The organism is Streptomyces sp. NPDC001492, from assembly GCF_053597275.1.
Window position 1 is genome coordinate 1 of the sequence record NZ_JBSFHW010000094.1, and the last position, 16,217, is coordinate 16,217.

The window sequence follows — 16,217 nt, forward strand, 5'->3', positions numbered from 1 at the left end:
GGTGGGCGTGGGCGAGGGCTCCGGGCTGGACGTGGAGGTCTGCGTGCAGTGGTAGCGCGGATTGTCGGGGTCGAAGTTGTCGACCGGAGTGCAGCCTCCGGCTTCACCCCAGGTTTTTTCTCCACAACTGGAGCACAAGTCACGCACAGGGGAGGATTGCATTCCGCAGGTCACGGGTATGACGGGCTACGACCGTGATGGGCAGTGTGGCCGTGTGGGAGGGACCCCATGTTGTTGTTCGAAGCGCTCGGCTCCGCACTTCTCGGTCTCGTGCTGGCAGGGGCGGCGATCCGCCGTCTGTCCGACCGTCTGCCCAACCGTTCGCTGGTGCTCACGACCGGTGTGGCCGGCGCCCTCTTCGGCGCCTTCGTCACCCACAGCGCGCTGGACCCGGGCAACTTCCTGCTGATCCTGCTCGGCGCGGCGATCGTCTCCGCGGCCTCGCTCTCCCTGCTGGTGCGCCCGGCCGGGAGACTCCGCCGGCGATCAGCGCCGGCGTGACCCCGACCGGGACGACGAGGACGACCAGGACGACCAGGGAAGCGAGAGCTAGGCGGCCAGTCCGAGGGCGGCCATCCGCTTGGTGTGGGCCTCGGTGATCCGGGAGAACATCCGGCCGACCTCGGCGAGGTCGAAGCCGTCCGCGACGCCGCCGACGAGCATCGTCGACAGCGCGTCGCGGTCCGCGACGACCCGCTGGGACTGCGACAGGGCCTCGCCCATGAGACGCCGGGCCCACAGGGCGAGACGGCCGCCCACGCGCGGGTCGGCGTCGATCGCGGCCCGCACCTTCTCCACGGCGAAGCCGGCGTGCCCGGTGTCGTCCAGCACGGCCAGCACCAGCTCACGCGAGTCCGAGTCGAGCCGCGCGGCCACCTCGCGGTAGAAGTCGCTGGCGATCGAGTCGCCGACGTAGGCCTTCACGAGCCCTTCCAGCCAGTCCGAGGGTGCCGTCTGCTTGTGGAAGCCGTCCAGCGCGGCGACGAACGGCTCCATCGCGCGCGTGGGCTCCTCGCCGATCTCCGTGAGCCGGTCGCGCAGCCGCTCGAAGTGGTGGAACTCCGCCGACGCCATCTTGGCCAGCTCCGCCTTGTCCGCCAGCGTCGGCGCCAGCTTGGCGTCCTCGGCGAGCCGCTCGAACGCCGCGAGTTCGCCGTACGCGAGGGCACCGAGGAGATCGACGACCGCGGCCCGGTACTGCGGGTCCGCGGAGGCCCGGCCCCAGTCCTGGGCGGCCACTCCGGTCTGCTCGGCGGGTGCGTCAGAGGTGTTGTCAGGCGTCGTCATGAAGCGCACAATAGTCCGCTTGCCGAGCCCTGGAAGTCCCTGGTCAATCAGTGTGATGACGGCTACGTGACCAAATCGGCCATCGCGTGTGCGTGATTCCGGGGTATGGTGGTAATGCGCCTGCCGACTACTCGACGGGCCGCACGTATGAGGATGCCCGGTCGGTGGCCCGATCGGCTCCGACCCGACAGCCCTCCAAGCCCGTACGGCACATTGCGTACGGCGTCCGGAGGGACACCCTCAGCGGTACGAGCGCTAGAGCGTCGGCAGTGGTCCCGTGCCTTACGGCCTGACCGTATGGCAGCCGACGTCCCCGGCACGGTCCGTCAAAGACCCCCCGCGCTCGCCTCGCACCGCGCACACAGAAGAGGCAGCACCCTGACTACCACGTTCAGAGATCTCGGCATCCTTCCCGAGACCGCCGAGGCCCTCGAGGCCGTCGGCATCGTCACCCCCTTCCCCATCCAGGAGATGACCCTCCCCGTCGCCCTCTCCGGCACGGACGTCATCGGCCAGGCCAAGACCGGCACCGGCAAGACGCTGGGCTTCGGCCTCCCGCTCCTCGAGCGCGTCACCGTCCCCGCGGACGTGGAGGCGGGCCGCGCGAAGCCCGAGGACCTCACCGACACCCCGCAGGCGCTCGTCGTCGTCCCGACCCGCGAGCTGTGCACGCAGGTCACCAACGACCTGCTGACCGCGGGCAAGGTGCGCAACGTACGCGTCCTCGCCATCTACGGCGGCCGGGCCTACGAGCCCCAGGTCGAGGCCCTCAAGCAGGGCGTCGACGTGGTCGTGGGCACCCCGGGCCGGCTCCTGGACCTCGCGGGCCAGAAGAAGCTCAACCTCAAGCACGTCAAGGCCCTTGTCCTCGACGAGGCCGACGAGATGCTCGACCTGGGCTTCCTGCCCGACGTCGAGAAGATCATCAATCTGCTGCCGGCCCGCCGCCAGACGATGCTGTTCTCGGCGACCATGCCGGGCGCCGTCATCGGCCTCGCGCGCCGCTACATGTCGCAGCCCACGCACATCCGCGCCACCGCGCCGGACGACGAGGGCGCGACGGTCGCGAACACCTCGCAGCACGTGTACCGCGCGCACAACATGGACAAGCCCGAGATGGTCGCGCGCATACTGCAGGCCGACGGCCGGGGACTGGCCATGGTCTTCTGCCGCACCAAGCGCACCGCGGCCGATCTCGCCGACCAGCTCAAGCAGCGCGGCTTCGCGGCCGGCGCCGTCCACGGCGACCTCGGCCAGGGCGCCCGCGAGCAGGCACTGCGCGCGTTCCGCAACGGCAAGGTGGACGTGCTCGTCTGCACCGACGTCGCCGCCCGTGGCATCGACGTCGAGGGCGTGACGCACGTCATCAACTACCAGTCTCCCGAAGAGGAGAAGACGTACCTGCACCGCATCGGCCGTACGGGCCGCGCGGGTGCCAAGGGCATCGCGATCACGCTCGTCGACTGGGACGACATCCCGCGCTGGCAGCTGATCAACAAGGCGCTGGAGCTGTCCTTCAACGACCCGCCGGAGACGTACTCCACCTCCCCGCACCTCTTCGAGGAGCTGAACATCCCGGCGGGCACCAAGGGTGTTCTGCCGCGCGCCGAGCGCACGCGTGCCGGGCTCGACGCGGAGGAGCTCGAGGACCTGGGCGAGACCGGCGGCCGCGGTGCACGCGGTCGCGGCGGCCGCCCCGAGCGGGGTGGCCGGGGCGAGTCCCGGTCCACCGAGCGCGAGCGCACGGAGCGTACGCCGCGTCGCCGCCGCCGTACGCGCGGTGGGGCGGCCCTGGACGCGACGGCCGCTCCGGAGGCCTCGACGGCTCTCTCGCCGTCCGAGGAGACCGCCGGTCCCCGCACCCCTCGTCGCCGTCGCCGCACCCGCGCCGGTGCCGCCTCGGAGCCGGTGACGGCCACCACCACGGCACCCGAGGCCGCGGAAGCCGCCGTCACGATGGCGGAGGGCCCCGCACTGGACGCCCCTCAGGCCCCGTCGAAGCCGCGTCGCCGCCGCACCCGCGGGGCCGCGGAGAGCACGCCGGCCGTGGAGCCGCTCGCCACTGAGGCTCCGGCGGCACAGGAAGCCCCGGCCGCCCCGGAGCCCGAGGCCCCCGCCGCCGCACCGCGCCGCCGGACGCGCAAGACGACGGCCGCCGCCGCGGAGACCGCGGTCGACACCGCCGAAGCGACCGAGGCCAAGCCCCGCACCCGGACCCGCAAGGCCACGGCCGCCGCGCAGACCGCGGTCGCCACCGCCGAGGGCACCACCGAGTCGGCCCCGGAGCCGGCGGAGACCGCCCCGCGCCGCCGTACCCGCAAGGCGACGGTTGCCGCGGAGCCCACGGCCGAGGCCACCGAGGCCAAGCCGCGCCGCACCCGCAAGACGGCCGCCGCCGCGGAGACCGCGGTCGACACCGCCGAAGCGACCGAGGCCAAGCCCCGCACCCGGACCCGCAAGGCGACGGCTGCCGCGGAGCCCACGGCCGAGGCCACCGAGGCCAAGCCGCGCCGCACCCGCAAGACGGCCGCCGCCGCGGAAGCCGCGGTCGACACCGCCGAAGCGACGGAGGCCAAGCCGCGCCGTACGCGCAAGGCCGCCGCCGTTGCTGAAGCCGCCGTCGATACGGCCGAGGCCGTCGAGGCCAAGCCCCGCCGTACCCGCAAGGCCGCCGTGGCCGAGATCCCGGCGCAGGCCGCCGAGGAGCCCGAGGCCAAGCCGCGCACCCGGACCCGCAAGGCGGCGGAGGCCGTCGTCGACACCGTCGAGGGCACGGAGGCCAAGCCTCGCACCCGCGCCCGCAAGACGGCCGCCACGGTGGAAACCGCCGAGGCCGCGCCCCGTCGGCGTACCCGCAAGGTCGCCGAGTCCGAGGACGCCACCCCGGCGCCGGAGGTGGCGAACCCTCGTCGTACGCGCAAGGCGGCAGCAGCCCCCGAGGCCGCTGTCGTCGCGGAGGCCAAGCCGCGCCGTACGCGCAAGACGGCCGCCGCCGCGGAGACCACCGAGGAGGCGAAGCCCCGTACCCGCAAGGCCGCCGCCGTGGCGGAGATCCCGGCACAGGCCGCCGAGGAGCCCGAGGCCAAGCCGCGCACCCGCGCCCGCAAGGCCACGGCCGACACGGCCGAGGCCAAGCCCGCGGTGCGCCGCACGCGGAAGGCCGCGGCCGCCGCGGAGGCCGCGGAGAGCTGATGCGCTCACTCACCGACGGCCCGGCCCCCACCGCACAGGAGGGGCCGGGCCGTCGGCGTTCGGCCGGCTGCCCCGGCCCGTCCCCCTCCCCGCCACCCGAGCCGGATAACCTCACCCCATGAGCAGGCCCCCGACCTTCACCCCGCCCCCCGGCGCCCGCGCGTACGCGCTGCGCACCGCGCGCGGAGAGTTCGCCGTCGTCGACGCGCCCGTGGCGGACGGCGTCGCCGCCAAGGGAACCGCGCTGCTGCTGCCCGGATTCACCGGCAGCAAGGAGGACTACAACCCGCTGCACGAGCCGCTCGCGGCACGCGGTTACCGGACCGTCGCGGTGGACGGACGGGGCCAGTACGAGTCCGACGGTCCCGAGACCGACGAATCGGCCTACGCCCAGGAGGAGTTGGCGCGGGACGTGCTCGCCCTGGCCGCCGCCCTCGGCACCCCCGTGCACCTCGTCGGGCACTCCCTCGGCGGGCAGATCGCGCGTGCCGCGGTCCTGCTGGACCACGCGCCCTTCCTGTCGCTCACCCTCATGGCCTCCGGCCCCGCCCAGATCTCCGGCTCCCAGCAGCAGCGCGTCAAGCTGCTCCGCGACGCGCTCGCCGTGATGAGCATGGCCGAGGTGTGGGAGGCGATCCAGGCCATGGAGGCGCCGGAGGAGACCGAGACCGGCGAGCCCGGGCAACTGGACGGCGGCCTCGACGACCAGGACGACCTGCGCCGCCGCTGGCTGGGCAACAAGCCGGCCCAACTCATCGCGACGGGCCGCCAGTTGTGCGTCGAACCGGACCGCGTGGCCGAGCTGGCCGCCGTACCGCTGCCGTTCCACGTCCTGTCGGGTTCCAGCGACGACACCTGGCCGGTACCCCTGCTCGACGACATGGCGCGGCGCCTGCGCGCGCACCGCACCGTCGTCCAGGGCGCCGAACACTCCCCCAACACCGACCGGCCCCTCGACACGGCCCGCGCCTTCGCGGACTTCTGGGACCGCAACAACCCGAGCCGGTAGCGGCTAGTACTGCGCCTGGAGGTGCTCCCAGAACCCGTCCCGCAGCGCGCGCCGCAGGTCCGCCTGGCCGCGCAGGGAGTACTGGAGCAGGCCCTCCGCCTCCACCAGCAGGTCCTGGTCCACCGAGCCCGGCAGATAGGGGTGGCCGGGCAGCAGTTCCGCCAGGGAGTCGCGGCCCCGTGCGGCCAGCCACTTCGCCGCGATCTGCGCGCCGACGAAGCGGACGGCCTCACGGCCGGGCCGGGCGGCGGTGGCCTCGTAGGCGGCCGCGGTGCGCCGGGAGACGTACGGCTTGAAGAAGTCGAGGTCGAGGGTGCGCTGGCTGTCGACCTCCCAGAGCAGCGGCTCCGCCTGGTTGCGCCCCTCGGGGGCCTCGATGCCCCACAGGTGGACGCGCGCTCCGTACCCCTGCGCCGCCTCGACCGCCGACACCAGGTCCTCGTCACCGCCCAGCAGCGCCGCGTCGCTGATCGCCCGGTGTCTGGCCAGTGACTCCAGGTCCGTCCTGATCAGCGAATCGACGCCCTTCTGCTGGTTGTTGGCGTTCAGGTTGCCCAGCCGGACCTTCACATCGGGGAGTTCGGCGATCGACTGCTGCTCGGCGGTGTGGATGCGGCGCCGCGCGCCGTCGTACCAGTAGACCCGGAGCAGCCGGCTGTCCGCGAAGATCGTGCGGGCCCGGTCGATGAGCGCCTCGATCAGGCCCTCCGCGTCCAGGTCGAAGGCGCGACGGTCCTCCGTCCCCGCCACCAGCCGGCCCGCGGCCGCGTACAGGTACCCCGCGTCGACGAAGATCGCATGGGTCGAGGGCGTCTTCGCCACCTCGGCGAGCATGCGCTGCAGCAGCTCGTTCGTGCGGTCGATGCGGGCGCTGAGGGCCGCGAGGTCGTCGTTCATCGCTTCCATTGTCCCGGCGGTCACGCTGCGAACACAACTGGCCCCGGTCGGTCTCCTCCGTCTCCTCGGGGGTGTCTTACCGGCTAGTAGTTAGCTGTTCGAAAAATTTCTTTAGCGTAGGGAATGTTTGTAACACGCAGCCCGTTGACTACTACGGAACACAGCGAGACGAAGGGAGAGGCCATGCGCTTCGAAATCATGCGACTCGACGAGGTCAACGGCACGACCGTGGACAGCAAGGTCGTGGACGCCGCCTCCGTCAACCGGATCGTTCAGCAGGCCGCGGCCATCGGGCAGCGCCTCTGGATCCGACCGGCCGAGGAATCGGCCGCGTAACAGACGCAAGCAGACGCAAGCAGACGCATACAGACGCATACGAACGCGGATCACCGCAGCAGCTTCAGAGCCCCCGTACGGCATCGATGCCGTACGGGGGCTCTGCGCATGCCCGGGACTCCGCGGGGCTCAGGCGCCCTTGATCACTTGTGTGATGCCGTTGATGATCTGCTGCACGGCGATCGCGGAGAGCATCATGCCGGCGAGCCGTGTCACGAGGACCACGCCCCCGTCCTTGATGACCCGGATGATCAGCAGCGAATACCGCATCACCAGCCACAGCACGACATGGATGGCGAGGATCGCCATCCACACCGACATCTGCGTGGCGACACTGTCGGCCTTCTGCACGGCGAGGATGACGGACACGATGGCGCCGGGACCGGCCAGCAGCGGCATGCCCAGCGGTACGAGCGCCACGTTGACGTCCTTGGTCTGCTTCGGCTCGTCGGTCTTGCCGGTCAGCAGGTCGAGGGCGATGAGCAGGAGCAGCAGCCCGCCCGCGATCATCAGCGCGGGCACGGAGACATGCAGATAGTTGAGGATCTGGTGCCCCAGCAGTCCGAAGACGGTGATCACACCGCCGGCCACGCACACGGCCTGGAAGGCCATCCGCTTCTGGACCTTGCCGGGGCGCCCGGCGGTCAGCGCGAGGAAGATCGGGGTGATCCCGGGGGGATCCATGATGACAAAAAGGGTCAGGAACAGGGAGCCGAAGACGGCGACGTCGAACATGGGTGAGCTACACGCCTTGCAGGAAAAGAGCGGGAAAAGGAGAGGGACGGGAACGGGGGGTGTGCAGGGCTTCCTCAGGCTCCGCCGGTCCCCGGCACCGGGAACGCCCCGGTCGCCCGCCGCGTGATCTCCCCGTACACCTCGGGATCCGTGACGTACTCGCCGAGCACGCAGGTCTTGCGGCTGCCGTGGTAGTCGCTGGACCCCGTGGTCAGGAGCCCCAGGTCCCCGGCCAGCCCGCGCAGCCGCGCCCTGGTCTCCTCGTCGTGGTCCATGTGGTCGACCTCGATGCCGTCGAGCCCGGCGGCGGCCATCTCGGCGATCGCGGCCTCCGGCACCGTACGGCCGCGCTTGCTGGCGCCCGGGTGGGCGAAGACGGTGACCCCGCCGGCGGCCTTGACCAGGCGGATCGCCTCGAAGGGATCCGTCTCGTGCTTCTCGACGAAGGCCCGCCCGCCGTCGGCCAGCCACTCCTCGGTGAACGCGTCGCTCACGGTCGGTACGACACCCAGCTCCACGAGTGCGGTCGCGACATGCGGCCGCCCGACGGAACCGCCCCGGGCGATCCGCTCGACCTGTTCCCAGGTGACCGGCACACCCAGCCCGTTCAGCCTGGCGACCATGCCCTTGGCCCGCGGCACCCGGTCGTCCCGCACCAGCTCCCGCTCGGCGAGCAGCGCCGGCTCCTCGGGGTCGAAGAGGTAGGCGAGCATGTGCATGGAGACACCGTCGACACGACAGGACAACTCGGCACCGGTGACCAGCGTGAGCCCCGCAGGCACCGCGGCGATCGCCTCGGCATACCCACGAGTGGTGTCGTGATCGGTCAGCGCGACCACGTCCAGCCCGGCCGCGGCAGCATTCCGCACCAGCTCAGCCGGGGTGTCCGTACCGTCGGAAGCAGTGGAGTGGGCGTGCAGATCGATACGCACTACGCAGACTCCAAGCGGTGACGGCACGGAAGGGGACGTTCAAGGATAACCGGATTTTCACGGCCCCCTGTCACACCCGCACAGGCCGAGCGCCCCCTACCGAAACCGCCGGCACCCCACCCCGGTGGCCGCACGGCTCATGCAGGCGCAGCGACCCGGCGCTACGGCTCGAGCAAGCGCGGCGACAGCGCCCCGCAGGGCACCAGCTCGACCTCGGCCCCCGCGTCCCGCAGATCCGTCAGCACCAGCTCGTCGTACATCAGCAACCCCGACTGCTCGGGCCACACCACCGCCCACAGCCACAGCCCCCGCGCCTCGCCCGCGAAGACCGCCCGGTCGTCGGGGCTGCCGGCGACATGCCACAGCGGGGTGGGCCGCCCGCCGGCCAGCACCTTGGCCTGGGGGGGTTTCTCGACGTTCATGTACGGCCCCGGGTCCGGGCCGTCGATCCCCGCATACCGCGCACCGAGCCCGACCCCGAGCTCCTCGGCGACCAGGATCAGCTCCCCTATGCCACCGAGCGGCCCCGGGCCCGAGCAGGCCACGGCGGTGGCGCGGCCGCCGTGGCGGTCGTCACCCGCGCAGGCCACACCCGTGAACAGCCAGCCGATCGGCAGCGGCCACGGCATCCACACCGGCACCTGCGTGCGATGCACCACGACGCTGAGGGCCTCGACGCTGGGCGGGATCACGGGCTGCAGCGGATGCACGGTGCCGTGCACATCGCACTGCCAGGTGTCGGAGAAGAGTCCGGGAGCCCTGACCCGGCCACCACACTTCGGGCAACTGGGTTCGCCCCTCATAGGGCCCCACGGTCCTACCCCCGCTCCGCCACGTCAAGGACGATCACCCGTCCGGACGGAACCCTTCACCGGAACCGTCACCACCGGAGCGGGATGTGCGGTGTCGCGGCCTTTGCCAATTGACCGATTCCGGCCGTGTGTTGGTGAGCTTGCTCACTCGGCGTTCAGTCCAGTGGGACGGACCTGCGGGCCGGATCCCTGAGGTCCGTGCCGTTCGTCAGCCAGCGCTCCTGGAGGGCCTGGGCGCCGTGCACCCGCTTCCAGGCGGCCTCGTTCGGCGTCATGGGGAGCAGGGGCAGGAAGCGGACCGGATCGAGGGGCTCGTCGAGGTCGAGGTCCTCGACCAGGCCGCCCGGCTCGGCGACCAGGACGGAGCTGAACGGGGCGCCGGGCCACAGGGGTTCGCCGACGTCGAGCGAGGCGCCCGGGGCCACGATCACGCCCTCCACCTGCGGAGACGCGGCGAGTACGGCGAGCGGGCGCAGCGCCTTGTCGGTGTCGGCGAGGCCGCCGCGCACCGAGAGGATCAGCTCCGCGCGCGGGCCCTTGACCGGGTCGGCGAGGGGTGCGGTGGGGTCGCTCATGGGCTGTGCGGACATGCCGAGGGTGGCGTAGCGGACGATGCCCCCGTCCCCGGAGTCGTCCCGGAAACGCAGTACCTCGATACGGTCCGTGCCCAGGAACGTGACCGCCGCGCGCGCGTCCGGTTCGCCCAGCGCGCTGCGCAACCGGGCCTCGACCAGGGGGAGAACATCAACCATGCGGCGAGCATAGAACTCGTCAGCTCCGGGCAAAGCGGCGCCTTGACAGTTTGGGCGGCTGGTACTCTGGCCCGGTCGTTCGGGCAGCACGCAGAAGCGTCGCGATCGAGTCCCGACGCCGATTGAGACTCCCTTACGAGGGACCGGCCGGAGGAGGTGGGGCTGTCATGGATCGAAGTCACCCGTGCAGTACCACTCGCTCTTCCCGCCGCTGATACAGCTGATCCGGCTCCGGCTGACCGCCGCCTTTCACGCTCACGTCTTCCTGCGGAAGAGCACTTCGTTTTGCCTGATCCGTCTGATCCGAATCAGTAACGAAGCTCGCCACCGCGATGGTGCGGTGCTCCCCGCTTTGTGGACGTGCCAAACACACGTAGTCAGGACGTCCCCATTCCGGGCAGTTCCATCCGTCGTCGGCGCCCTTGCGTTGCCTGTCACGAAGGAGCCAGCCATGTCGATGATCCGTGACCTCCGCGCCGCGGTCCGGCCGTCCCGCATCTCCCTGCGCAAGGACACCGGCGTGTACGACACGACGCGCGACCCCTCGACGCCGTCCGCAGTCGTCGACTGCGCCGTCTACCGCGACGGGACCCGCGTCGACATGGGCAAGCCGATGACCCCGCACGAGGCGATGCGCCTGGTGCGCCGCGACGGGGGCTTCGTGTGGATCGGGATGCACGAGCCGACCGAGGACGAATTCGCCGGTATCGCCCGCGAGTTCGGGCTGCACCCGCTGGCCGTCGAGGACGCCGTCCAGGCCCATCAGCGGCCCAAGCTGGAGCGGTACGACGACTCCCTGTTCACCGTCTTCAAGACCATCCACTACGTCGAGCACGACCGGCTCACCGCCAACAGCGAGGTCGTGGAGACCGGCGAGGTCATGTGCTTCACCGGCCGGGACTTCTTCATCACCGTCCGGCACGGCGGCCAGGGCTCGCTGCGGGCGCTGCGGCACCGGCTCCAGGACGACCCCGAGCTGCTCGCCAAGGGCCCCTCGGCGGTGCTGCACGCGATCGCCGACCATGTCGTCGACGGCTATGTCGCGGTCGCCGACGCCGTCCAGGACGACATCGACGAGGTGGAGACCGAGGTGTTCTCGCCGGGGCGCCGGGGCGGTGTCTCGCGCGGTGTGGACTCGGCGCGGATCTACCAGCTCAAGCGTGAGGTGCTGGAGTTCAAGCGGGCCGTGTCGCCGCTGCTGCGCCCCATGCAGCTGCTGAGCGAGCGGCCGATGCGGCTGATCGACCCCGACATCCAGAAGTACTTCCGGGACGTCGCCGACCACCTCGCCCGGGTCCAGGAGCAGGTCATCGGCTTCGACGAGCTGCTCAACTCGATCCTCCAGGCCAACCTCGCCCAGGCGTCCGTCGCCCAGAACGAGGACATGCGGAAGATCACCGCCTGGGCCGCGATCATCGCCGTACCGACGATGGTGTGCGGGGTGTACGGCATGAACTTCACGTACATGCCCGAGCTGCACTGGAAGTACGGCTACCCGGTCATCATGATGCTCACCGGGGTCATCTGCCTGGGCATCCACCGCACGCTGAAGCGGAACGGCTGGCTGTGAGGCGCCTCGATAGGCTGAGCCCATGACAAGCGAGCTGCTCGACCAGGCCCTCGTCGAGGAGGCCACCAAGAAGTCCGGCCTCATCTGGGTCAGGGGCCCGGGTTCCGCGGCCCGCGCGCTGTGGCACGTGTGGCACGAGGGTGCGGTGTGCCTGGTCGGCGACGGGCCCGGGGAGCAGCCGCTGCCGGGGCTGGCCGACGGCGGCTCCGCCGAGGTGACCGTGCGCAGCAAGGACAAGGGCGGGCGGCTGGTGACGTTCGCGGCGACCGTGTCCGAGCTGCCGTCCGGCTCCGCGGAATGGGAGGCGGCTGTCGCCGAGCTGAAGGGCAAGCGCCTGAACGCCCCCGACGGTGAGGCGATGACGAGCCGTTGGGCCCGTGAGTGCCGGGTGCTCCGTCTGGAGCCTGCGGGGGCGCCTGCGGCTCTGCCCGACGGGAGCCTGGCCGAGGCTCCGCTGCCGTCGCCGGCGACTACTCGTCAGCCGATCCCTGCGGGGTTGCCGCGGCTGCTTTTTCGGAAGCGCAGGCGCCGCTAGGCGCTCCGTGGGATGGGTCGTCTTCGTCTGCGGCGCCATTGTGGCTTGTCGCGCAGTTCCCCGCGCCCCTTCGGGGCGCGGTCACTTACGTCGGGAGTTTCTTGCCGTAGTCGACCGTCTCGTTCTTCTTCGGCTCGGTGAGGGTGAAGTCCTTGCCCCAGGAGGAGAAGGTGAGGGTGCCGGCGCCGCCTGCGCGTTCCAGGCGGAGGGGGTACGGAGCGCCCTCCAGGGAGACGTCCAGCGTGCCGCCGGCGCCCTTGTCCCCGGTGATGCGGATGGTGCGGGTGCCCGCCTGCTCGTGGTGGCCGTCCGTGGCGAGCGCGCCGTGCAGGGTCAGCAGACCGTCGAGCAGGACGTCCTTGTCCGTGAACCCGCTGAACTTCTTGTACGACGGGTCGCCCTGCGGCACCTTCACGTACTTGCCGTCGAGCGCGCCCCCGGCCGACGCGTCCTTGTTGCCGTCCGCGTGGTTCCAGAACTCCGCGCCGGCCTTCAGGTACAGCTGCTCACCGATCCGCAGCAGCCCGAAGGCCACCCCCTGGGACGTGACCGAGCCGCTGCCGCCGCCGGACTTCAGGCGCATGTCGAGTGTGTACGTCCGCCCGTTGGTCACCACGGTCCCGGAGAGCCGTACCGCCTCGGCGGATTCGGCGGCCGCCCTGGTCCTCGACTGGATCTTGGCGGCCGGCAGCTTGCCGACGCCGTTGGTGCCCGCGTCCGGGTCCTCGCTGCATCCCGCAAGGAGCCCCGTCCCCGTCACCACCAGCGCGCACACCGCGCTCACCAGCGAGGTCCGACGGGTCCGGCCCAGGGCAATCGCAGTCACAGGTGGGGCTGCCTTTCAGTCGGGGGACATGGGGCAGGGCCCCAGCAGCGTACGGCAGAGTAACGGGTGCCGTTCGGGCCGGGCGGAGCCGGTTCCTCCGCACCTCCCATCAGGGCGGATCCGATCGGTACGGGCTAGCCTGAAGCCCATCCGAGCGGGCGATTCGGAAAAGATGCACAGCAGCGACACACAGCACTGGACACCCGTACGAAAAGGAGGCGCAGCCATGGCAGCGGGCGCGCCCCGGATCTTCGTCTCGCACCTCGCCGGCGTCGCCGCCTTCGACCCGAACGGCGACCAGGTGGGCCGGGTGCGCGATCTGGTCGTGATGCTGCGCGTCGGGCGGCGGCCCCCGCGAGTGCTCGGGCTGGTCGTCGAACTGCCCAGCCGGCGCCGCATCTTCCTGCCCATGACCCGGATCACCAGCATCGAGTCCGGCCAGGTCATCACCACCGGCGTGCTCAACGTCCGCCGCTTCGAGCAGCGCCCCACCGAGCGCCTCGTGTTCGGCGAACTCCTCGACCGGCGGGTCACGCTCGCCGAGACCGGCGAGGAGGTCACCGTCCTGGACGTGTCGGTGCAGCAGCTGCCGGCCCGCCGCGACTGGGAGGTCGACCGTGTCTTCGTCCGCAAGGGCAAGAAGGGCAGCGCCTTCCGGCGGGCCAAGGGCGAGACCCTGACCGTCGAGTGGTCCGCCGTCACCGGCTTCTCCCTGGAGGAGCACGGGCAGGGCGCAGAGAGCCTTCTCGCCACCTTCGAGCAGCTGCGCCCCGCCGACCTGGCGAACGTCCTGCACCACCTCTCCCCCAAGCGCCGCGCCGAGGTCGCCGCAGCCCTGGACGACGACCGGCTGGCCGACGTCCTCGAGGAGCTCCCCGAGGACGACCAGATCGAGATCCTCGGCAAGCTGAAGGAGGAGCGCGCCGCCGACGTCCTGGAGGCCATGGACCCGGACGACGCGGCCGACCTGCTCGCCGAGCTCCCGGAGGAGGACAAGGAGCGGCTGCTGACGCTGATGCAGCCGGACGAGGCAGCGGACGTGCGCCGCCTGATGGCGTACGAGGAGAAGACCGCCGGCGGGCTCATGACCACCGAGCCGATCGTGCTCCGCCCCGACGCCTCCGTCGCCGACGCCCTCGCGCGCGTGCGCAACCCCGACCTGTCGCCCGCCCTGGCCGCACAGGTCTACGTCTGCCGCCCGCCCGACGAGACGCCGACCGGCAAGTACCTGGGTACGGTCCATTTCCAGCGCCTGCTGCGCGAGCCGCCGTACACGCTGGTCAGCGCGGTCGTCGACGACGACCTGCAGGCCCTCGCCCCGGGCGCCACGCTGCCGCTGGTCGCCGGGTTCTTCGCGACGTACGACATGGTCGCGGCGCCCGTCGTCGACGAGGCCGGGTCGCTGCTCGGCGCGGTGACCGTGGACGACGTACTGGACCACATGCTGCCCGAGGACTGGCGGGAGACCGAGTTCCACCTGGAGGACGAGGACGACGAGGGGACGGCCCCCCATGCCTCCTGAGCGCGAGACCGGCCGCGAGCGCACCCCGGCGGGTGCGACGGCGACCACGCGCACACGGCCCCGCCTCGACCAGCCGCGGCCGCCCCGCCGCCGGATCCTGCCCGAGTGGGACCCGGAGGCCTTCGGACGGCTCTCGGAGCGCATCGCGCGCTTCCTGGGCACCGGGCGGTTCATCGTCTGGATGACGGTCGTCATCATCGCGTGGGTGCTGTGGAACGTCTTCGCGCCGCACGAGCTGCGCTTCGACAATTACCCGTTCATCTTCCTGACCCTGATGCTCTCGCTCCAGGCCTCCTACGCGGCCCCGCTGATCCTGCTCGCGCAGAACCGGCAGGACGACCGGGACCGGGTCAACCTCGAACAGGACCGCAAGCAGAACGAGCGCTCCATCGCCGACACCGAGTACCTGACCCGTGAGATCGCCGCCCTGCGCATCGGCCTCGGCGAGGTGGCCACCCGCGACTGGATCCGCTCCGAGCTGCAGGACCTGGTCAAGGAGCTGGAGGGGCGGCAGGACGGCCACCACGAACATGCCGTATTCCCGACAGAACGGTCGCGGGGACGTGACGTAGACGACCGGTGACGGGCTTACCGGGCTCAGGCTACCGAGCCGTACCATCGTTCCTATGGCTAGCGAAGACGCGGTGCGCGAGGCACTGGCGACGGTGAACGACCCCGAGATCAACCGGCCCATCACCGAGCTCGGGATGGTGAAGTCGGTGGAGATCGGCGCGGACGGGGCGGTCGCGGTCACCGTGTACCTGACGGTCTCCGGCTGCCCGATGCGCGAGACGATCACGCAGCGCGTGACGGAGGCGGTCTCCCGGGTAGAGGGCGTCACCCGCGTCGACGTCACCCTCGACGTCATGAGCGACGAGCAGCGCAAGGAGCTGGCGGCCGCTCTGCGCGGCGGCACGGCCGAGCGCGAGGTCCCCTTCGCCAAGCCCGGCTCGCTGACCCGTGTGTACGCGGTCGCGTCCGGCAAGGGCGGCGTCGGCAAGTCCTCGGTGACGGTGAACCTGGCGGCGGCGATGGCCGCCGACGGCCTCAAGGTGGGCGTCGTCGACGCCGACATCTACGGCCACTCGGTGCCGCGCATGCTGGGCGCCGACGGACGGCCGACCCAGGTCGAGAACATGATCATGCCGCCTTCGGCCAATGGCGTGAAGGTCATCTCCATCGGCATGTTCACGCCGGGCAACGCCCCGGTGGTCTGGCGCGGCCCGATGCTCCACCGCGCGCTGCAGCAGTTCCTGGCGGACGTGTACTGGGGCGACCTGGACGTCCTGCTCCTCGACCTCCCGCCGGGCACGGGCGACATCGCCATCTCGGTCGCCCAGCTGGTCCCGAACGCCGAGATCCTGGTCGTGACCACCCCGCAGCAGGCGGCCGCCGAGGTCGCCGAGCGGGCCGGCTCCATCGCCGTGCAGACCCACCAGAAGATCGTCGGCGTGGTCGAGAACATGTCGGGTCTGCCCTGCCCGCACTGCGGCGAGATGGTCGACGTCTTCGGCACGGGCGGCGGCCAGACGGTCGCCGACGGCCTCACCCGCACGACCGGCGCGACCGTCCCGGTCCTGGGCGCCATCCCGATCGACGTCCGCCTCCGCGAGGGCGGCGACGAGGGCAAGCCGGTGGTCCTGACCGACCCCGACTCCCCGGCGGGCGCGGCCCTGCGCGGCATCGCGGGCAAGCTGGGCGGCCGCCAGCGCGGCCTTTCGGGACTGTCGCTGGGGATCACCCCGAAGAACAAGTTCTAGGGCCCGCACGACCTGCTCATACGGCGGAGGGGGCGCTGTCCAGCTGGACAGC

16 protein-coding genes are annotated in these 16,217 nt (G+C 71.5%); 9 read left to right on the forward strand and 7 right to left on the reverse strand.

Going from position 1 to position 16,217, the window contains the following annotated elements; all coding sequences use genetic code 11:
• Positions 1-228: 228 nt before the first annotated feature.
• On the forward strand, positions 229-501 hold the full coding sequence (locus tag ACWC1K_RS49855; RefSeq protein WP_450840759.1) for a hypothetical protein: 273 nt from the start codon (positions 229-231) through the stop codon (positions 499-501).
• 48 nt (positions 502-549) lie between these two features.
• Here ACWC1K_RS49855 and ACWC1K_RS49860 read toward each other — a convergent pair whose 3' ends face one another.
• On the reverse strand, positions 550-1,287 hold the full coding sequence (locus tag ACWC1K_RS49860) for a ferritin-like fold-containing protein (RefSeq protein WP_351483548.1): 738 nt from the start codon (positions 1,285-1,287) through the stop codon (positions 550-552).
• Positions 1,288-1,758: 471 nt separating this feature from the next.
• On the opposite strand from ACWC1K_RS49860, the gene ACWC1K_RS49865 reads away from it, so the two are divergent.
• Together ACWC1K_RS49865 and ACWC1K_RS49870 are read left to right on the forward strand one after the other, a co-directional pair.
• Positions 1,759-4,479 carry a DEAD/DEAH box helicase gene (locus tag ACWC1K_RS49865; RefSeq protein WP_450840778.1) on the forward strand — a complete coding sequence of 907 codons (2,721 nt, stop codon included), beginning with the start codon at positions 1,759-1,761 and terminating at the stop codon, positions 4,477-4,479.
• A gap of 118 nt (positions 4,480-4,597) precedes the next feature.
• Positions 4,598-5,488: an alpha/beta fold hydrolase gene (locus tag ACWC1K_RS49870; RefSeq protein WP_450840761.1), complete on the forward strand. Its 891-nt coding sequence runs from the start codon at positions 4,598-4,600 to the stop codon at positions 5,486-5,488.
• Between the two features lie 3 nt (positions 5,489-5,491).
• On the opposite strand, the gene ACWC1K_RS49875 is transcribed toward ACWC1K_RS49870, so the two are convergent.
• A complete protein-coding gene (locus ACWC1K_RS49875) occupies positions 5,492-6,385 on the reverse strand; it encodes an NYN domain-containing protein (RefSeq protein WP_450840763.1) in 894 nt (297 codons plus the stop codon).
• Between the two features lie 183 nt (positions 6,386-6,568).
• Here ACWC1K_RS49875 and ACWC1K_RS49880 point away from each other — a divergent pair, with 183 nt between their 5' ends.
• Positions 6,569-6,721 carry a hypothetical protein gene (locus ACWC1K_RS49880; RefSeq protein ID WP_185124170.1) on the forward strand — a complete coding sequence of 51 codons (153 nt, stop codon included), beginning with the start codon at positions 6,569-6,571 and terminating at the stop codon, positions 6,719-6,721.
• Between the two features lie 129 nt (positions 6,722-6,850).
• Here ACWC1K_RS49880 and ACWC1K_RS49885 read toward each other — a convergent pair whose 3' ends face one another.
• The 4 genes from ACWC1K_RS49885 to ACWC1K_RS49900 all read right to left on the reverse strand — a co-directional run bounded on the left by ACWC1K_RS49885 (position 6,851) and on the right by ACWC1K_RS49900 (position 9,952).
• Positions 6,851-7,456, reverse strand: coding sequence for a MarC family protein (locus ACWC1K_RS49885; protein ID WP_030929230.1), 606 nt, complete (start codon positions 7,454-7,456; stop codon positions 6,851-6,853).
• Between the two features lie 74 nt (positions 7,457-7,530).
• Positions 7,531-8,388 carry a PHP domain-containing protein gene (locus ACWC1K_RS49890; protein ID WP_450840765.1) on the reverse strand — a complete coding sequence of 286 codons (858 nt, stop codon included), beginning with the start codon at positions 8,386-8,388 and terminating at the stop codon, positions 7,531-7,533.
• A gap of 161 nt (positions 8,389-8,549) precedes the next feature.
• Positions 8,550-9,191: a DUF6758 family protein gene (locus tag ACWC1K_RS49895; RefSeq protein ID WP_115906090.1), complete on the reverse strand. Its 642-nt coding sequence runs from the start codon at positions 9,189-9,191 to the stop codon at positions 8,550-8,552.
• A gap of 164 nt (positions 9,192-9,355) precedes the next feature.
• Complete coding sequence (locus ACWC1K_RS49900; protein ID WP_450840767.1) at positions 9,356-9,952, reverse strand: suppressor of fused domain protein; 597 nt, start codon at positions 9,950-9,952, stop codon at positions 9,356-9,358.
• 451 nt (positions 9,953-10,403) lie between these two features.
• Here ACWC1K_RS49900 and ACWC1K_RS49905 point away from each other — a divergent pair, with 451 nt between their 5' ends.
• Together ACWC1K_RS49905 and ACWC1K_RS49910 are read left to right on the forward strand one after the other, a co-directional pair.
• Positions 10,404-11,522: a magnesium and cobalt transport protein CorA gene (locus tag ACWC1K_RS49905; protein WP_450840769.1), complete on the forward strand. Its 1,119-nt coding sequence runs from the start codon at positions 10,404-10,406 to the stop codon at positions 11,520-11,522.
• A 22-nt stretch (positions 11,523-11,544) separates the two neighbouring features.
• Positions 11,545-12,057, forward strand: a complete 513-nt coding sequence (locus ACWC1K_RS49910; RefSeq protein ID WP_450840770.1) for a hypothetical protein — start codon at positions 11,545-11,547, stop codon at positions 12,055-12,057.
• A gap of 85 nt (positions 12,058-12,142) precedes the next feature.
• Here the strand turns inward: ACWC1K_RS49910 and ACWC1K_RS49915 are convergent, their stop codons facing one another.
• Entirely contained in the window at positions 12,143-12,883 is a 741-nt protein-coding gene (locus ACWC1K_RS49915) for a hypothetical protein (protein ID WP_450840772.1), read from the reverse strand.
• 226 nt (positions 12,884-13,109) lie between these two features.
• On the opposite strand from ACWC1K_RS49915, the gene ACWC1K_RS49920 reads away from it, so the two are divergent.
• From ACWC1K_RS49920 to ACWC1K_RS49930, 3 genes are read left to right on the forward strand one after another with little or no spacing between them, the layout of a single operon-like run.
• Positions 13,110-14,405, forward strand: a complete 1,296-nt coding sequence (locus ACWC1K_RS49920; RefSeq protein ID WP_450840774.1) for a magnesium transporter MgtE N-terminal domain-containing protein — start codon at positions 13,110-13,112, stop codon at positions 14,403-14,405.
• Positions 14,395-14,988: a DUF1003 domain-containing protein gene (locus ACWC1K_RS49925; RefSeq protein WP_450840775.1), complete on the forward strand. Its 594-nt coding sequence runs from the start codon at positions 14,395-14,397 to the stop codon at positions 14,986-14,988. Before ACWC1K_RS49920 ends, ACWC1K_RS49925 begins: the two co-directional genes overlap by 11 nt.
• Positions 14,989-15,031: 43 nt before the next feature.
• Positions 15,032-16,165 (forward strand): Mrp/NBP35 family ATP-binding protein, encoded by a 1,134-nt coding sequence (locus ACWC1K_RS49930; protein WP_450840776.1) that lies wholly within the window; start codon positions 15,032-15,034, stop codon positions 16,163-16,165.
• Positions 16,166-16,217 lie beyond the last annotated feature (52 nt).